The sequence below is a fragment of the Nocardioides sp. NPDC057772 genome (genome assembly GCF_042798075.1).
GTDB lineage: Bacteria > Actinomycetota > Actinomycetes > Propionibacteriales > Nocardioidaceae > Nocardioides.
In genome coordinates this window covers 1-17,104 of the sequence record NZ_JBHVKN010000108.1, presented here as the reverse complement: position 1 = coordinate 17,104, position 17,104 = coordinate 1, and the positions used below count along the sequence as shown (strand labels likewise).

14 protein-coding genes are annotated in these 17,104 nt (G+C 70.3%); 4 read left to right on the top strand and 10 right to left on the bottom strand.

The annotated features are described in order from the left end of the window. The 3 genes from gatB to gatC all read right to left on the bottom strand — a co-directional run. Positions 1 to 1,004: Asp-tRNA(Asn)/Glu-tRNA(Gln) amidotransferase subunit GatB (gene gatB, locus ACFVJS_RS17430; protein ID WP_378882642.1), on the bottom strand; the 1,004-nt coding region annotated here is incomplete at its 3' end. Beyond that, positions 1,001 to 2,500 (bottom strand): Asp-tRNA(Asn)/Glu-tRNA(Gln) amidotransferase subunit GatA, encoded by a 1,500-nt coding sequence (gatA, locus tag ACFVJS_RS17425; protein WP_378882639.1) that lies wholly within the window; start codon positions 2,498 to 2,500, stop codon positions 1,001 to 1,003. The genes gatA and gatB, both read right to left, overlap by 4 nt. Beyond that, positions 2,497 to 2,796 carry an Asp-tRNA(Asn)/Glu-tRNA(Gln) amidotransferase subunit GatC gene (gene gatC / locus ACFVJS_RS17420; protein ID WP_165110239.1) on the bottom strand — a complete coding sequence of 100 codons (300 nt, stop codon included), beginning with the start codon at positions 2,794 to 2,796 and terminating at the stop codon, positions 2,497 to 2,499. Before gatC ends, gatA begins: the two co-directional genes overlap by 4 nt. Positions 2,797 to 2,937: 141 nt before the next feature. Here gatC and ACFVJS_RS17415 point away from each other — a divergent pair, with 141 nt between their 5' ends. Together ACFVJS_RS17415 and ACFVJS_RS17410 are read left to right on the top strand one after the other, a co-directional pair. Further along, complete coding sequence (locus ACFVJS_RS17415) at positions 2,938 to 3,447, top strand: SigE family RNA polymerase sigma factor (RefSeq protein WP_378882635.1); 510 nt, start codon at positions 2,938 to 2,940, stop codon at positions 3,445 to 3,447. Further along, positions 3,444 to 4,562, top strand: a complete 1,119-nt coding sequence (locus ACFVJS_RS17410) for a hypothetical protein (protein ID WP_378882632.1) — start codon at positions 3,444 to 3,446, stop codon at positions 4,560 to 4,562. The genes ACFVJS_RS17415 and ACFVJS_RS17410 overlap by 4 nt, the downstream gene beginning before the upstream one ends. Before the next feature lie 12 nt (positions 4,563 to 4,574). On the opposite strand, the gene ACFVJS_RS17405 is transcribed toward ACFVJS_RS17410, so the two are convergent. Next, the gene (locus ACFVJS_RS17405) at positions 4,575 to 6,851 is read right to left on the bottom strand and encodes a glycosyltransferase (protein ID WP_378882629.1); all 2,277 of its coding nucleotides are present in this window, start codon (positions 6,849 to 6,851) and stop codon (positions 4,575 to 4,577) included. 26 nt (positions 6,852 to 6,877) lie between these two features. Then, positions 6,878 to 8,995, bottom strand: a complete 2,118-nt coding sequence (gene ligA, locus ACFVJS_RS17400) for an NAD-dependent DNA ligase LigA (protein WP_378882627.1) — start codon at positions 8,993 to 8,995, stop codon at positions 6,878 to 6,880. A 234-nt stretch (positions 8,996 to 9,229) separates the two neighbouring features. On the opposite strand from ligA, the gene ACFVJS_RS17395 reads away from it, so the two are divergent. After that, entirely contained in the window at positions 9,230 to 10,711 is a 1,482-nt protein-coding gene (locus tag ACFVJS_RS17395) for a hypothetical protein (protein ID WP_378882624.1), read from the top strand. Between the two features lie 6 nt (positions 10,712 to 10,717). On the opposite strand, the gene ACFVJS_RS17390 is transcribed toward ACFVJS_RS17395, so the two are convergent. The 4 genes from ACFVJS_RS17390 to ACFVJS_RS17375 are packed head-to-tail and all read right to left on the bottom strand — an operon-like array spanning position 10,718 to position 15,140. Then, a complete protein-coding gene (locus tag ACFVJS_RS17390; protein WP_378882621.1) occupies positions 10,718 to 11,827 on the bottom strand; it encodes a hypothetical protein in 1,110 nt (369 codons plus the stop codon). Between the two features lie 9 nt (positions 11,828 to 11,836). Further along, positions 11,837 to 12,835 carry a methionine synthase gene (locus ACFVJS_RS17385; protein ID WP_378882619.1) on the bottom strand — a complete coding sequence of 333 codons (999 nt, stop codon included), beginning with the start codon at positions 12,833 to 12,835 and terminating at the stop codon, positions 11,837 to 11,839. Beyond that, positions 12,832 to 13,950 carry a tRNA 2-thiouridine(34) synthase MnmA gene (mnmA, locus tag ACFVJS_RS17380; protein ID WP_378882616.1) on the bottom strand — a complete coding sequence of 373 codons (1,119 nt, stop codon included), beginning with the start codon at positions 13,948 to 13,950 and terminating at the stop codon, positions 12,832 to 12,834. Before mnmA ends, ACFVJS_RS17385 begins: the two co-directional genes overlap by 4 nt. Further along, positions 13,947 to 15,140, bottom strand: coding sequence for a cysteine desulfurase family protein (locus tag ACFVJS_RS17375; RefSeq protein WP_378882614.1), 1,194 nt, complete (start codon positions 15,138 to 15,140; stop codon positions 13,947 to 13,949). Before ACFVJS_RS17375 ends, mnmA begins: the two co-directional genes overlap by 4 nt. A 100-nt stretch (positions 15,141 to 15,240) precedes the next feature. Here ACFVJS_RS17375 and ppk2 point away from each other — a divergent pair, with 100 nt between their 5' ends. Next, the gene (gene ppk2, locus ACFVJS_RS17370; RefSeq protein ID WP_378882611.1) at positions 15,241 to 16,131 is read left to right on the top strand and encodes a polyphosphate kinase 2; all 891 of its coding nucleotides are present in this window, start codon (positions 15,241 to 15,243) and stop codon (positions 16,129 to 16,131) included. 4 nt (positions 16,132 to 16,135) lie between these two features. Here ppk2 and ACFVJS_RS17365 read toward each other — a convergent pair whose 3' ends face one another. Further along, entirely contained in the window at positions 16,136 to 16,954 is an 819-nt protein-coding gene (locus ACFVJS_RS17365; RefSeq protein ID WP_378882608.1) for a phosphotransferase enzyme family protein, read from the bottom strand. Positions 16,955 to 17,104: the final 150 nt, after the last annotated feature.

The following is a 17,104-nucleotide window of genomic DNA, read 5'->3' as shown; positions in this document are numbered from 1 at the left end:
GAGTGGCCCCACTCGGCCTGCAGCCGGGCACGCTTCTCGGCGAGCGGCTCGGGCAGCGTGCCGCGCAGCTCCTCCACCCACTCACGGCTCGGCGCGACCGGGACGAGGTCCGGCTCGGGGAAGTAGCGGTAGTCGTCGGCGTCCGACTTCGGCCGACCGGCCGAGGTGGTCCCGGTGTCCTCGTGGAAGTGGCGGGTCTCCTGGAAGATCGCCTCCCCCGCGTCGAGGATCGCGGCGTGGCGAGACATCTCGAAACGTACGGCCCGCTCGACCGAGCGCAGCGAGTTCACGTTCTTCGTCTCGGTGCGGGTGCCGAGCTTGTCGGAGCCCTTCGGGGACAGCGACAGGTTGACGTCGCAGCGCATCGAGCCCTGGTCCATGCGTACGTCGGAGACCCCCAGTCCCAGCAGGATCTCGCGCAGCGCGGCGACGTAGGCCTTGGCCACCAGCGGAGCCTTGGCACCGGTGCCGAGGATCGGACGGGTGACGATCTCGATCAGGGGGATGCCGGCGCGGTTGTAGTCGACCAGCGAGTAGTCGGCGCCGTGGATGCGGCCGGTCGAGCCACCGATGTGGGTGGTCTTGCCGGTGTCCTCCTCCATGTGGGCGCGCTCGATCTCGACCCGGAAGGTCTCCCCCTCGACCTCGACGTCGAGGTAGCCGTCGTAGACGATCGGCTCGTCGTACTGCGAGGTCTGGAAGTTCTTCGGCATGTCCGGGTAGAAGTAGTTCTTCCGGGCGAACCGGCACCACTCCGCGATGGACCCGTTGAGCGCGAGCCCGATCCGGATCGCCGACTCCACGGCCTTGGCGTTCACGACCGGCATCGAGCCGGGCAGGCCGAGACAGGTCGGGCACACCTGGGAGTTGGGCTCGCCGCCGAACGTCGCCGGGCAGCCGCAGAACATCTTGGTGTTGGTGTTGAGCTCGACGTGGACCTCCAGGCCCATCGCCGGATCGTAGCGCTCCAGCACCTCGTCGAATGCCACAAGAGTCTCGCTCATCGGGCCACCTCCAGCTTGTCGATCGAGAGCACCGGACCGATGGCGGCCTCGAGGGCGGCACCGACGCGGTAGAGACGGGCGTCCTCCAGGACCGGCGCCAGGAGCTGTACGCCGACGGGCAGCCCGTCCACGTCGGAGACCCCGGCCGGGACGGAGATGCCGGGCGTGCCGGCCAGGTTGGCCGGGATGGTGGCCAGGTCCTGCATGTACATCGCGAGCGGGTCGTCGAGCTTGGCACCCAGCGGGAACGCGGTCGACGGCGACGTCGGCGAGACCAGCACGTCGACCTGCTCGAAGGCCTTCTTGAAGTCCTCGATGATCAGCGTGCGGATCTTCTGCGCCTGGCCGTAGTAGGCGTCGTAGTAGCCGCTGCTCAGCGCGTAGGTGCCGAGGATGATGCGGCGCTTGACCTCGTCGCCGAAGCCGGCGTCGCGCGAGGCCTTCATCACGTCCTCGGCGCTCGGGTCGCCGTCGGGGGTGACCCGCAGGCCGTAGCGCATCGCGTCGAACTTGGCCAGGTTGGAGGAGCACTCCGCCGGCAGGATCAGGTAGTAGGCCGCCATCGCGTGCTTGAAGCTCGGGGTGGAGACCTCGACGACGTCGGCACCCAGCTTGGTGAGCAGGTCGACCGACTCGTTGAACTTCGCCATCACGTCGGGCGCCCAGCCTTCGCCCGCGAGCTCCTTGATGACGCCGACCTTGAGGCCCTTCAGGTCGCCGGTCGCGCCCGCACGGGCGGCGTCGACGAGCCCGGTCACCGGGGTCGTGGTGGAGGTGGAGTCGAGCGGGTCGTGGCCGCCGATCAGCTCGTGGAGAAGCGCCGAGTCGAGGACGGTGCGGGTCACCGGACCGACCTGGTCCAGCGAGTTGGCCAGGGCGACCAGGCCGTAGCGGGAGACCGAGCCGTAGGTCGGCTTCACGCCGACGGTGCCGGTGACGGCACCCGGCTGGCGGATGGAGCCGCCGGTGTCGGTGCCGAGCGCGAGCGGCGCCTCGAAGGCGGCGACGGCGGCGGCCGAGCCACCACCGGAGCCGCCGGGGATCCGGTCGAGCTTCCACGGGTTCTTCGTCGGGCCGTACGCCGAGTGCTCGGTGGAGGAGCCCATCGCGAACTCATCCATGTTGGTCTTGCCCAGGATCGGCAGACCGGCGTTCTTGATCTTCTTGACCACGGTCGCGTCGTAGGGCGGGACCCAGCCTTCGAGGATCTTGGAGCCGCAGGTCGTCGGCAGACCGGTGGTGGTCAGCACGTCCTTGACCGCGATCGGTACGCCATCGAGAGCATGCAGCGCGTCGCCGTTGGCCCGGCGCGCGTCGGACGCGGCGGCCTGGGACAGCGCACCCTCGGCGTCGATGTGCAGGAAGGCGTGGACGTCGCCGTCGACCGCCGCGATGCGGTCGAGGTGGGCCTGGGTCAGCTCGACCGAGGTGGTCTCGCCGGCGGCGAGTGCGTCGGCCAGCTCCGCGGCCGTCTTCAGGATCAGGTCGCTGCTCACTGCTCGTCCCCCAGAATCCGCGGCACCGAGAATCGCTGCTCCTCGACGGCAGGCGCGCCGGAGAGCGCCTGCTCCGGCGTCAGGCCGGGCACGACGACGTCCTCACGGAAGACGTTGGTCAGCGGAAGCGGGTGGGAGGTGGCAGGCACGTCGTCGCCGGCAAGCCCCTGGATCGAGGCGACGGACTCGAGGATCACCTGCAGCTGCGGGGCAAGGTGATCGAGCTCGGCGTCGCTGAGGTCGATGCGGGCGAGGTCGGCCAGGTGCGCGACCTCGTCGCGGGTGATTTCTGGCATGCTGCACATCCTAGGCGGCGGAAGCCCCAACTCTCACCTCGGCCGGGCCCGTTCTCCGCGGAGTTCTGCCCACATACAACCGATCAGTGGCCCCACCGCGTCCTCAACCCTGACAATCGGCTCGAGAGATCGGATGGATCGATGGCGAGACCCCCAACCCAGGAGCAGTTCGACGAGTTCGCCCAGGTCGCCTGGCCGCGGCTCTATCGTTCCGCCTACCTGCTCGTCGGGGACCATGCCAGCGCGGAGGACCTGGTCCAGACCGTTTTGGCGAAGACCTACGGGAACTGGGGCCGGGTGCGCACCCTCGAAGCCGCCCCTGCCTACGCCCGGCAGGTGCTGTTCAACACCGCGATGAGCTGGTTCCGGAAGGCTTCGTGGAACCGCGAGCATCCCACCGAGGTCCTTCCCGACCTCGGTCACGAGAACGATCCGACCACCCGCTCGGTGCTGCTCGACGCGGTCGCCGCGCTGCCCCCGCGCCAGCGCGCCGTCGTGGTCCTCCGCTTCTACGAGGATCTCGACGTACGCCGGACCGCCGACCTCCTCGGCTGCTCGGAGGGCACGGTGAAGAGCCAGACCTCCTTCGCCCTCGACAAGCTCCGCACCATCCTCGGCGACCCGACTCTCACCCTGGAGGCGACCCAGTGACCGACAACGACCTGCGTACGCTGCTCCGCGACGCCGCCGACGAGGTCGCCGTGCCTCGTCTGGCCACCGACGAGCTCCACCTTCGCGCTCGCGCCGTCCGCCGGCGCCGGCGCGCCCGCTGGGTCGCCGGTGCGGCGGCCCTGACGATGGCCGGCGCGCTCGGGACGTACGTCCTGGGCGGGACGCTCGGCAACGACGGTCTCCACATCGCCGCGGCCGAGGGAGACCCCCGGGGCTGGGCGGTCGCGGAGGGCGGCAGCGTCCACTTCGGCGACGGGAGCGTGGTGACGTACGGCGGCCGCGTGAACGACCTGCGCTACACCTCGGTCGGCCTGCTTGCCCGGAGCACGGACACGAACGCGCGCCTCTCGCTGATCACGACGGCCGGTGTTCAACCGCTCGACCTCGGCGACGTGAGCGACCGGCTGATCGGCACCGACCCCGACTCGCCCTACGTCTCCTGGACCGTCGACCGCGGTGACGGTTGGCTGGTGCGCGTCGTCGACCTCGGCACCGGCGAGAAGGTCGCCGACGTCCCGTTCTCCGGGAAGTACACCTGGGCCGGCTGGAAGACGCCGCCGGTCGCGGTCGACGGCGAGCACGCCTACGTCGCCCTCGATGACCGCACCCTCGACGTCGCCTGGCGTTCCGGGCAGGTCTCCACCTCGAAGGGGCTCCCGGGCGGCTACACCACCGAGGTGATCAACGGCCGCGCGGTGACCCAGGATGCGACCGGTGAAATCCAGAGAGTGGTCGAGGTGGCCACGGGCCAGGTTCTCCTGACCACTCGCTCCTCCGAATACCCCGACGGCCTGATCAGGCTCAAGCTCTCGCCCGACAGCAACCATGCCCTGGCAGCGCCCTATTTGATGTGCGACGAGAACGACAACTGCAGCTATGACACCCCGACCGCGCCGATCTACGACCTCAGCCAGGGCACCGAGACCGCCGTCGAGCTCGGCGACCACCTCGGCTGGACCCCTGAGGGACAGCTGATCCGGGCGTCCGGAACGAGGGTGGAGATATGCGACGAGGTCGGCCAAGAGTGCGCCGATACGCCGGTCACCTTGACGAAGCGCGCCGACACGATCAGCGGCACGATGAACCAGTCCTGACCCCTCGCGGGCCTACCGCGCCTTGTTCGGACCGCCGCCGTTGGACGGCTTGTCGGTCGGCCTGCCCGGCGCGCCGGGCTGGGCGGGCGGCGCCTGGGTCGGCTCGGCCCCTCGGGTGGGGTCTGTCGACGGGGTCGGCTCGGCGGCCTGGGTCGGCCGATCGCTGGCCGTCGCGCCGGCCGGGCTGGGCGTACTCTTTGGAGCCTCGGTCGGGCCGGTGGTCGGGTCCTCGTCCGCCGCCGGGCCCGGGCTCGGCGCCGGTGAGCGCTCGTCGTCCTCGGCCCGCGACTTCTTCTCGAGCGCTCCGTGGACGTCGCCGACCTCGGGTACGTCCGGGCTGCCCACCGGGGCGGCCAGGGCGAGCAGTCCGGCGACCATCACCGCGGAGAAGGCCAGCACCAGTCCCCCACGCCGAGCAGCGGGAGCGGCGGCCGCGCTCCATGCCCAGATCCGCTCGCGGCGGCGGCGCAGGTCGGCCGGCAGGTCGCTGCGGATCGCCGCCAAGCTGTTGATAGGAGCCAGTGCATAGCCGACTCCCTGGAAGCCGAGCAGTGCAGCGAGGGCGATCCCGGTCGGCCCACCGGTGACAGCCACGACGAGTGCGAGGACGAGACAGACGGCGGCCGCGACGGTCTCGACCAGGTTGCCCCGCACCACGTCACGCACCCGCGGCCGCCCCTTGATCTTCGGCGTACGCAGGAACGTGCCCTCGCGCGAGACCAGCCCGAGCCAGGAGGCCCGGGCGACGGTCACCCCGAGTGCCAGCCACAGCCCGAACGCACCGAGCGCGTCGCGCCAGGAGGCCCCGCCGCGGAGCCTGACCAGCGCGATCGAGCGTGCCGCACCGAAGAGCACCAGCGCGACGGTGGCGAACAGGAGGAGCCCCGAGAGCCGGCGTACGACGAGTCCCCCGCCGAGGATCAGGTCGAGTGCGCCTGAGATCAGGAAGAAGGTGAACAGCGCACCGGCGAGGTCGCCGAACCACTGCAGCCCGCCGACGAGGTAGGCCCAGCGCTGCGCCAGGGTCAGCTGGTTGTCCTCGGTCGGACGTCCGGGCAGCAGCGAGCGCCAGTGCGTCCGCAGGATCTGGATGCCGCCGAAGCACCACCGGAACCGCTGCTTCTTGAGCGTCTCGAACGTCAGCGGCATCACGCCGTGGCCGTAGGAGCGGTCGACGTGCATGCCGTTGTAGCCCATCTTCAACAGCCGCAGGGACAGCTCGGCGTCCTCGGTGATGCACCACTCGTCCCAGCCGCCGGACCGGACCAGCGCAGAGGCCCGGATCAGCCCCATGGTGCCGCCGAAGATGGCGCCGTTGCGCTCGTTGCGCGAGACCTGGCTGACGTCGAAGAAGTAGCCATAGGAATGGTAGAGCCGGCGGAAGTAGGGGGAGACGTCCCAGTCCCGGTAGTCCTGCGGCGTCTGCACGAAGGCCACCGACTCGTCGCTGAACAGCGGGGCGTTGTGGGCCAGGAAGTCGGGAGCGACGTGGTAGTCGGCGTCGACGACACCGACGACCTCGGTGTGCGGGTTCATCCTGGTCAGCGCATAGTTGAGCGCACCGGACTTGAAACCCGGCCAGTTGGCCAGGTGGATGAAGGTGAGCCCGTCGTACTGCTCGCAGAAGTCCTGCACCGGCCGCCACAGCGCAGGATCGTCGGTGTTGTTGTCGATGACCAGGATCTCGTACGCGTCGTAGTCGAGCTCGAGCATCCGCTGAAGCGTCTCGATGACCATGTCGGGCGGCTCGTTGTGGGTGGGCACGTGCAGGCTCACGAACGGCCGGCGCCAGCCCGGGTGGTGCTCGCCACGGATGGGCCAACCACGCCAGCGACGCCGGGCGAGGACGTCGACCATCTCCCACAGGTAGCCCACGCCGATGAGGAAGACGAAGACCTCCAACAGCCACAGCAGGCCCGACAGCGTGGTCGTCCACACGCCGGGGTGAACGCTGACGGTCCACAGCCCCACGTAGGTCAGATAGAGCAGGCCGACGTCGATGGTGAGCGCCCAGGCGACCAGACCGCGTACGTCCCAGTCCCGCGCCGCGGGCAGCCAGAGCAGCAGCGAGCCACCGAGGGCGACGGCCCCGACCGCGGCCCGGGTCGCGTCCTGGCCGAGCAGCAGGCCGACCCCGGCGGCAGCGAGCGCGGTGAGGACCGCCGCGAGGAGCGCGGTGACCGGGGAGAGCGAGCCGGTTCGGGGCGTACGGATCGTGAACAACAGCACGGTCGCCGGGACCAGAAGGACCGCGGCGACCGTGAGAAGCGGGGGAAGGGCGTCGAGCACGACGCCACACTATGGGGGGGTATTTTCTAGCCGAGTCCAGTCGGGCCGCTCTCCAGAAGGATCTTGAACGCCGCCTCGTCCAGGATCGGCAGGCCCAGCTCCTCGGCCTTGGCGGCCTTCGAGCCGGCATTGTCGCCGACCACGACGTAGTCGGTCTTCTTGGAGACCGAGCCGGCCGCCTTGCCGCCGCGACTGATGATCGCCTCCTTCGCGCCATCGCGCGAGAAGTCCTCCAGCGACCCGGTGACGACGACGGTCAGACCTTCGAGCGTGCGGGGCACCGACTCGTCCCGCTCGTCGGCGAGGGAGACCCCGGCCGCGCGCCACTTGTCGACGATCTCCTGGTGCCAGTCGATCTGGCGCCACTCGACGATGGCCTCGGCGATGATCCCACCGACACCCTCGGTGGCGGCGAGCTCCTCCTGGGAGGCCGCCCAGATGGCGTCGAGGGAGCCGAACTCGGTGGCCAGGGCGCGGGCCGCGGACGGACCGACGTGGCGGATGGACAGCGCGACCAAGACCCGCCACAGAGGGACCTGCTTACGCTCCTGGAGGTTGGCGAGCAGACCGAGGGCGTTGGCGTTGAGCACGCGCTCGCCGGCCCCCGCCTCCCTCTCGGCCTTCTTCGCCGTGCGGGTGAAGAACGTGGTGGTCGCGAGCTTGGCCTCGTCGAGGTCGAAGATGTCGCCCTCGTTGGTGATCACGTCGTTGGCCAGCAGCGCGTCGGCCGCCTCGTAGCCCATCCCCTCGATGTCGAAGGCACCTCGGCCAGAGGCGAAGAAGACCCGCTCCCGCACCTGCGCCGGGCACCCGCGGTGGTTGGGGCAGCGCAGGTCCTTGTCGCCCTCCTTCTGCTCGGCGAGCGTCGTGCCGCACGCGGGGCACTCGGTGGGCATCACCCACTGGGGCAGCCCTTCGGGACGCAGCGGCAGCACCGGGCCGAGGATCTCGGGGATCACGTCGCCGGCCTTGCGGAGGATGATCGTGTCGCCGGGGCGTACGTCCTTGCGCTTGACCTCGTGGGCGTTGTGCAGCGTCGCGCGCTCGACGGTCGAGCCCGCGACCTTGGTGGGCTCCATGACACCGAAGGGGGTGACCCGGCCGGTGCGACCGACGCCGACGTCGATGGCGAGCAGCTTGGCGTTGACCTCCTCCGGCGGATACTTGTAGGCGATCGCCCAGCGCGGCGCGCGGCTGGTGGAGCCGAGTCGGCGCTGCAGCGAGATGTCGTCGACCTTGATCACGACACCGTCGATCTCGTGCTCGGTGACGTCGTGGCGGTGCTCGCCGAAGTAGCTGATGAACTCCTCGACCTCCTGGAGCGTCTTGAGCACCTTGACCCGGTTGGAGGTGGGCAGGCCCCACGCCTTGAGGGCGTCGTACGCATGCGACTGGGCGACCGGCTGGAAGCCCTCCCTGGCCCCGATTCCGTGGCAGACCATCCCGAGCTCGCGGGTCGCGGTCACCCGCGGGTCCTTCTGGCGCAACGACCCGGCCGCGGAGTTGCGCGGGTTGGCGAACATCGGCTTGCCCGCATCGACCAGGGAGGCGTTGAGCTTGTCGAAGGCCTCGATCGACAAGAAGACCTCGCCGCGCACCTCGACCAGGTCGGGCACCGGGAACTCGTCGGTGCCGTTGAGCCGGTGCGGGATCGACTTGATGGTGCGTACGTTCGGGGTGACGTCCTCACCCGTGCGGCCGTCGCCACGGGTCAGCGCCCGGACCAGGCGGCCCTTCTCGTAGAGCAGGTTGATCGCGAGACCGTCGACCTTGAGCTCGCACAGCAGCTCGGCCTGGCCGGCACCGTCCTTCGCGATCCGGGCGTGCCAGGCGGCGAGCTCTTGATAAGAGAAGACGTTGTCGAGCGACTCCATCCGCTGCAGGTGGTCGACCGCGGTGAACTCCGTCGAGAACGTGCCGCCGACCTTCTGGGTCGGCGAGTCGGGCGTGCGCAGCTCCGGGAACTGCTCCTCGAGCTCGTTGATCCGGCGCCACAACTGGTCGAACTCGGCGTCGGAGAGCGTCGGGTCGTCGAGCACGTAGTAGCGGTAGCGAGCGTCCTCGATCTGCTCGGCGAGCTCCTGGTGCTCGTTCTTGTGCTCCGGGGTCGCGTCGGCGGTCAGGTCATCGTTCACGGGCACCATCTTGCCCGGTCCCGCCGACATTTTGCGCGCGCATACCCACCCGGGCGTTTTCGGCGTTTCATCAGCCCAAACGACTCTCAACGCCCTCAATATCGACGCAACCGATCAACACCTGGGTGACGGGTCTCACGATGGCAGGTAAAGCAGGCTACCTTCCTCCCGCGTCGGGAGAGGCGGGCCGACACCTTGCCCCCAAGTGACCGCCTTGTGAGGTCTGCGGTGTTTTCTCGGCTCGTGGTGACGCTGTTGGCGGTGCTCGCGCTCCTGCTGGCCCCCGTCGGCGCGACGTACGCGCTCGGTCTGGGGAGCGCCTTCTCCGACGCCGAGGTCGAGGTGACGATCGTCGAGCAGTCGAAGGACGGCGTGGTCCTCAGTGTCCACGGCACCGACTACTCCGGCCGGGACCCCGGCATCGAGATCGCCCTCAACCCAGCCGGCTACGTCGGATCGGGCACGAGGAGCACGTTCATCAAGTCGGTCGTGTTCGATCCCGACAACCCCGACGACTGGACCTACACCTTCACCCTCGACGCCGCACAGGTCGCCCGGCTCGATCCTGGCACCGACTACCAGATCATGACGATGCGCGGCGGCGGACGCGACGTCTACGACTCCTCCGACTCGCGGACGGTGGGCGTTCCCTTCGACTTCGAGGCGCTCTCCGAGCCCAGCAGCTCACCGACCCCGGAGGAGCCGTCTGGCGACACCGGGTCAGACGGATCGGGCACGGGGTCGGGCACGGGGTCGGGCACCGGCTCTGGCACGGGCTCCGGCGGTGGTACGTCCTCGGGTCGGCCCTCCGGTGACGGCTCCGGGGAAGGCGCTGATGACGGATCCGGCGAGAGGCCGAAGGGCAAGGCCTCCAAGAAGCCGTGGACCGCGCCCGAGGAGCCGCCGACGGCCAAGGGCCTGACCCTCACCGGCCTCGACGACGTCTCCATCGACGCCGACGACGTGATCCACGCCCAGGCCTCCGGCTTCAAGCCCCACGAGACCGGCATCCGGGTCGTCGTCTACTCGACCCCGCTGGTCCTCTCCACCAGCGTGAAGGCCAACGGCCGCGGCATCGCGAAGTGGTCCGGGCGCCTTCCCAAGGACATCGGCCTCGGCAAGCACACCCTCACCTTCCAGGGGTCGGTGAACCGCGGGATCAGGTTCGTCGTGACCGGCACGCCCAGCGACGGCGAGTGCGCCGAGAGCAGCTGCGCACCGGCAACGAGCACCGTCGAGAAGGCCACGCCGTCCGAGGACGGCGGCGTCGGCCTGCTCACCTGGATCATCGTCGCCACGATGATCGTCCTCGCCCTCGTGGCCGGCGCCGTCGCCATGCTCACCGGGCGCCGCAAGCGGGACCAGGAATGGGACGAGCCCGGCTACGCCCAGGTGCCGCCGCGCTATCCCGCGGATCCGCGGCAGGCATCGGGGCCCTACCCCGCCCATCCCCGCCAGCAACCCCAGCGCCGCCACGAGCCCCGCCACGAGGCCCCGCTCCCCCGTCGCATCCCCGAGGACCAGCCGCCGATCAGGCGTCAGCCCCGGCCGCGGCATCTGGAACCGCAGCACGCAGCTCCGCAGCACGCAGCTCCGCAGCCCGCGGCCCCGCAGCACGCGGCTCCGCTGCAGCCCACCCACCGCGGGCCTCGCCCACCGGAGTCGTTCGCTCCGCCGAGCCAGCGAGCCCAGGCCTACGAGGGCCAGCGGGTCGCCGGACGCTGAGGGCGGTCAGAGCAGCGACTCGCCCCGGCGCGCGGTCTCGGCGGGAACGGTCGGCCACAGCGCCTCCAGCCCTGCCTCGAGGCCGGTGAGAACCGGGTCGAGCTCGTCGCCGGGGAACGGCGCCGGTGCCTCCTGACGTACGACCGCACAGAAGGCGTGGCTCTCCCCCTGCGCCTCGTGGCAGCGGACGGTCTCGGCCGAGCCCTCGGTCCAGCCGTCGTAGCCGTCGGTGTCGCCCTTCGAGCAGGTGAGCGCCTTCGAGCACTTCCGCGCTTCGGCCGGCAGGTTCGGCGCGTGGATCGCGGTGACGGTGCTGCCGTCGGGACGGGTGCCGACGACACCGAAGGCCCCCTTGCCGTAGGCCGAGACATCGGCCTTCTCGAAGGAGTCGATGTCGGCGTACGCCTTGGTCTCGAGCAGCCCCGCCGCGATCGCACCGGCGGTCAGCGGGACCTCGCCGGCGCCGTTGGCACCTTCCGACGGGAAGCCGCTGACCTGTGCCTTCGTCATCTTCGTCGTCGTCTTCGTGCCCAGCCGCGGGTCGGTGACGAGGGCGACGAGATCGTCCACGCTCACTTCGAGGTCGAGCTCGCGCGGGTCCTCGGTGATCTTCTCGCCGACGTAGGCGGCCCTGCGCTCCTCTCCCCCGACCTTGCGGGAGACCATCAGCTGGCCGGGAGTGCCGTCGTCGGTGGCCAGATCCCAGGCGACGGTGGCGGTGCCGTTCTGGCCCTTCACCTCGACACAGCCCGACATCCCGTCATGGCACCAGGTCGAGAGCAGGTCGTCGTCGACCGGTCCGGCCTTGACCTCGAGCGTGTGGTCGGCTCCCCACACCAGCACGGTGCCGACCTCGTCCTGCTCGAAGTAGAGGTCGCCGCCGTCGAAGGTCTCCGGCACGATGCGTACGTGCTGGAGCGTGATCGCGGCGAGCGCCTCCGGGGTCGCCGGCCGGTTTCCGGGCTTCAGGTCGGCCGGGTCGATGCTCACCGACGGCGCCGGCTCGGGCTCCTCGCTGGCTTTGTCGCCGGACCCGTCATCCGCCTCGGTCGCGCTGCTCCCGCAGCCGGCGAGCAGGAGCGCCGCAGCCATCAAAGCCATTCCCCGTCTTTGCATGAGGGGAATCTACGCCAGGTGACGGGCGCTTTCGGTGAGGATGCGCAGGACGGTGCGCGCCCACCGCCCGTCGGCGCCGGCGAGGCCGCACGCGGGGGTCAGCACGATGTCGTACGCGGTATCCAGCCCGAGCATGTCCAGCCAGCGCTCCACGGTCTCGGTGACCGTCTTGTCGGTGGGCGTGGTGCCTGCCGGTGCGGTCGTGGGAATCACCCCGAGCGCGACCGTGTCGCCGGCCTCCAGGGCCGTGGCCAGGTCGTCGTGGTCGGCTGCGGTCAGCTGGGTCAGGTCGACGCTGATCCCCTTCGCCCCGGCCTTGCGGAGCAGGCCGAGCGGGGTGCCGGGCGCGCACGAGTGCACCCACGGGACCGCGCCCTCGTCGGTGATCGCGTCGAGTACCCACTCCAGTGATTGGGAGGCCTCGGGGAGGTCGATGCTGCGGTGCTTGCCGAAACCCGAGGCGGTCGGCACCTGGGCGCTGAGCACGGCGCTCAGCGCGGGCTCGTCGACCTGGACGACCAGGGTGTCCGCGCCGGGGAGGCGGCGGCGTACGTCTCGGATGTGGGTGCGTACGCCCTCGGCCAGCGCCTGCGCGAGATCGCGCCGGGCGCCGTGGTCGGCGAGCAGCTTGTCACCACGTGGCCGCTCGACGGTGGCAGCCAGGGTCCAAGGTCCGGCGACCTGGATCTTGAACGCACCGCCGCCGGAGGTGAGCGGAGAGTCCTGGGCCAGCTCCTCGACGGTGTCGAGGTCCTGGGCGAGCAGGCTCCGGGCACGCCGATGGTCGACGCCCGCCGAGCCGGAGGTGCCGGTCAGCCGCCAGCCCGCGGGCTGCAGGTCGGCGTCGAGGCCGTCGAGGACGGCCAGCGCCCGGCCGGTCATGTTCGCGATCGCGCCCCGCGCGGGCAGCTCGGGCAGGTGCGGCAGATCCTGGAGCTCACCGAGCACGATGCGGCAGGCCTCCGCGAAGTCCTCGCCCGGCAGCGACCCGACTCCGGTCGCCCTCACGTGAGAGCCGCCCGGCGGGTCGAGGCGATCGTGGCCGACCCGACGACACGGGTGCCGTCGTAGATCACCGCGGCCTGACCCGGCGCGATGCCGTAGGCCGGGTCGAGCAGCTCGATCTCGACCTCCGCGTCGGTGGTCGAGCCTGTCGAGACCACGGTCACCCGGGCCCGGTGCTCGTCGCCGTGGGCGCGCAGCTGGACGGTGCCCTCCAGGACGCCCTCGGGTGCTCGCCCGGCCCAGCGCGGCCGGATCCCGGAGAGCCCGTCGACGGCCAGATGCTCGCGCGGCCCCACGGTGACGGTGCCGGAGACCGGCTCGATGTCGAGCACGAACCGGGGCTTCCCGTCGGGCGCGGGCTTGCCGAGGCGGAGGCCCTTGCGCTGCCCGATCGTGTAGGCGTACGTCCCCTGGTGCTCGCCCAGCACCTCACCGGACTCGTCGACGATCGGCCCGGACTCGTTGGGCGCACGGTCGCCCAGCTTCTCGCGCAGCCACCCGGCGTTGTCGCCGTCGGCGACGAAGCAGATGTCGTGGGAGTCGGGCTTGTCCGCGACGAGCAGGCCACGGCGGGCGGCCTCCTCGCGCACCAGCGGCTTGGGGGTGTCGCCCAGCGGGAACAGCGAGTGCTCGAGCTGCGCCTGGTCGAGCACACCGAGCACGTAGGACTGGTCCTTGCCACCGTCGACGGCGCGGTGCAGCTCGACCAGCCCGTCGGCGCCCTGGCGCAAGGTCGCGTAGTGGCCGGTCGCGACCGCGTCGAACCCGAGCGCGAGCGCCCGGTCCAGCACGGCGGCGAACTTGATCTTCTCGTTGCAGCGCAGGCACGGGTTGGGGGTGCGGCCCTCGGCGTACTCCGACATGAAATCCTCGACCACGTCCTCGTGGAAGCGGTCCGAGAGGTCCCAGACGTAGAACGGGATGCCGATCACGTCGGCGGCGCGGCGGGCGTCGTTGGCGTCCTCGATCGTGCAGCACCCGCGCGCACCGGAGCGGTAGGACGCCGGGTTGCGGGACAGGGCCAGGTGGACGCCGGTGACGTCGTGACCGGCCTCCTTGGCACGTGCGGCGGCGACGGCGGAGTCGACTCCCCCGGACATGGCGGCTACTACTCTCATCGCTGCAATCCTGCCGCCCGGCCGCGCTCGACGGCTGGGCCGATCGCCGCGACGAGCCGGTCCACGTCTTCGTCCGTCGTGGTGTGGCCGAGCGAGAAGCGCAGCGAGGAGCGCGCCTGCTCGTCGGACTGGCCCATGGCGAGGAGCACGTGAGAGGCCTGAGGTACTCCGGCGGAGCAAGCCGCGCCGGTCGAGCACTCGACCCCGGCGGCGTCGAGCAGCATCAGCAGCGAGTCGCCCTCGCATCCCGGGAAGGCGATCTGGGCGTTGTTGGGCAGCCGGTGGCGGCCCAGCGGCTCCAGCGGCGGACCGTTGAGGTGGGAGTCCGGCACGACCGCCAGCACCTGCTCGACCAGCCGGTCGCGCAGGGCACCGACCCGCGTCGCGTACGCCTCCTGCTCCTTGACCGCGAGCTCGACCGCCGCCGCGAAGCCGGCGATGGCCGCGGTCGCGTGGGTGCCGCTGCGTACGTCTCGCTCCTGGCCGCCACCGTGGACGAGCGCGGTCAGCTCGAGCTCGCGACGCACGACCAGAGCACCGGCGCCCACCGGGCCGCCGAGCTTGTGGCCGGTCAGGGAGAGTGCGTCGACGCCGCTGGTCGCGAAGTCGACCGGCACCGCGCCGACCGCCTGGACGGCGTCGGTGTGGACCGGGATGCCGTGCGCGGCCGCCATCTCCGCGATCTCCGCCACGGGCTGCAGCGTGCCGACCTCGTTGTTGGCCCACATCACCGAGATGACCGCGACCGAGGCGGGGTCGCGCTCGATGGCCTCCTTCATCGCGGCGAGGTCGACCCGGCCGGTCGCATCGCACGCGACGAGCTCGACCTGAGCACCCTCGGTCGTCTCCAGCCACTGCAGCGGGTCGAGCACGGCGTGGTGCTCGACGGTGGTCGTCAGGATCCGGGTGCGGGCGGGGTCCTGGCCGCGGCGCGCCCAGAAGGCGCCCTTGAGCGCCAGGTTGTCGGCCTCGGTGCCGCCGGAGGTGAAGACGACCTCACCCGGCCGGGACCCGAGCGCCGCCGCGATCCGTTCCCGGGACTCCTCGAGCACCCGGCGGGCGCGGCGGCCCGATGCGTGCAGCGAGCTCGCGTTGCCGACCAGAGCCAGCTCCGCAGTCATCGCCTCGATCGCCGCCGAGGCCATGGGAGTGGTGGCGGCGTGGTCCAGATAGACGGTCCGGGGATTCATCGTCTACCAAGGTTACGGCCCGATGGCCATGCTTGCTGAAACGGTGCAGCCTTGCTGAAACGTCGCCGCCCGTTCACCTCGCCTCCCTATGGTCGTGCGCATGTCCCAGGGATTCCGTGAATACATCGACAACCTGATCACCGAGGGTCACACGATCGGCGAGGACCACGATGACGATCCGGTGCTCCTGGACCCGGCCGGCAAGGCCGTCGACACCTGGCGGGAGAACTATCCCTACGCCGAGCGGATCGCCCGCGAGGTCTACGACGAGCAGAAGTACCTCCTCCAGGTCGAGCTGCTGAAGTTCCAGCGCTGGAACGACCGCGTCGGCGGCAAGCACGTGCTGCTCTTCGAGGGCCGGGACGCCGCCGGCAAGGGCGGCACGATCAAGCGGTTCATGGAGCACCTCAACCCCCGCTACGCCCGCACGGTCGCGCTGTCGAAGCCGTCCGACCGTGAGGCGCAGCAGTGGTTCTTCCAGCGCTATGTCCAGCACCTGCCCACCGCCGGGGAGATGGTCCTGTTCGACCGGTCCTGGTACAACCGCGCCGGCGTCGAGCGGGTCATGGGTTTTGCCACCGACGACCAGTACGAGCAGTTCATGCACCAGGTGCCGCTCTTCGAGCAGATGCTCGTCGACTCCGGGATCACGCTCACGAAGTTCTGGTTCTCGGTCGCCCGTTCCGAGCAGCGGACCCGCTTCATCATCCGCCAGATCGATCCGGTACGGCAGTGGAAGCTCTCCCCGATCGACGTGCAGTCGCTGGACAAGTGGGACTCCTACACCGCCGCCAAGGAGGAGATGTTCCGCCGCACCGACACCGACTGGGCACCCTGGACCACCATCAAGTCCAACGACAAGAAGCGCGCCCGCCTCAACGCGATGCGCTACTTCCTCGCCAACCACGACTACGACGACAAGGACCCTGAGATCGTCGGCACCCCCGACCCGCTCATCGTCCAGCGCGGCATCGACGCCGTCGGCGACTGACGGATCACGCCGGCCACCGGATGCGGGCCAGGTGCGATTCGATGATGTCGTCGAGCGCACCGGCCTCGTCCTCCTCCAGAGGAAGAACCCCCTCGTACGCCGCGACGAACGCCGCCCGCACCTCGGCCGGCGTCGGGCGCCAGTCGTGGTAGCGCGTCCCTAGGAGGACTGCCGCCTGAGCGAGGTCGTCCACCCGCCGGCGGTACGTCGCCTCCTCCAGATCCAGGACCGCCACGATCCCGCCGTCCGCCCAGAGGATGTTGGCCGACCGGAAGTCATTGCCGACCAACTGGGTCCCCGACGCCGGCGGCTCGTCCGTGGGAATCTGCTCCGGATAGCTGGCCATGGCAGCGTGCATGCGCGCAAGCATCTCCCCCGCCACCTCCACCTGCGCTGCGTCGTCGATTTCGAGCAGATCGCCGTCGATCACCTGCTGGAGCCCGATCGAGAACCCGTCGACCTCCACCTGGAGTCTGCCGTCCCGAGCCGGATGCGGCATCGAGACAGGTATCCCCCGCTCCCCCAGCCAGCCGGTGAGCCTCGCGATCGCCGCCAACCGCCCGAACAACCGTGGCTGCATCGACCACTTGGCGATCATCCGGCGGTCCCCGACGGTGATCCACGCCAGGCAGTTGGCGTCGCTGATCACCAGCCGTTCGCAGGCTTCGACCCTCAGTCCCCAGTGCTCGGCAAGCACGCCTCGTAGCCAGCTGCTTGCGTCGGCCGTGGAGGTGAAGCGGAAGCGCTCGGCCAACACGGTGTGTGGGTCTGCCGACTCCCAGAGCATGCTGATCGGCGTACTCGGGTTCTGCGTGTCGGTCATGGTGGCAGTCAAGCAGGTGGGCTGTGGGTCGGGTGTCGTGGTGCTCGATCTCGATGGCTGGTGGCCGCCGACCCGTTACGGAGGGTGTTCTCGACGAACCCCGGAGTCAAGGCGATGTATCGAGCTTGTCGAGATGACGGCCTTCGGCCG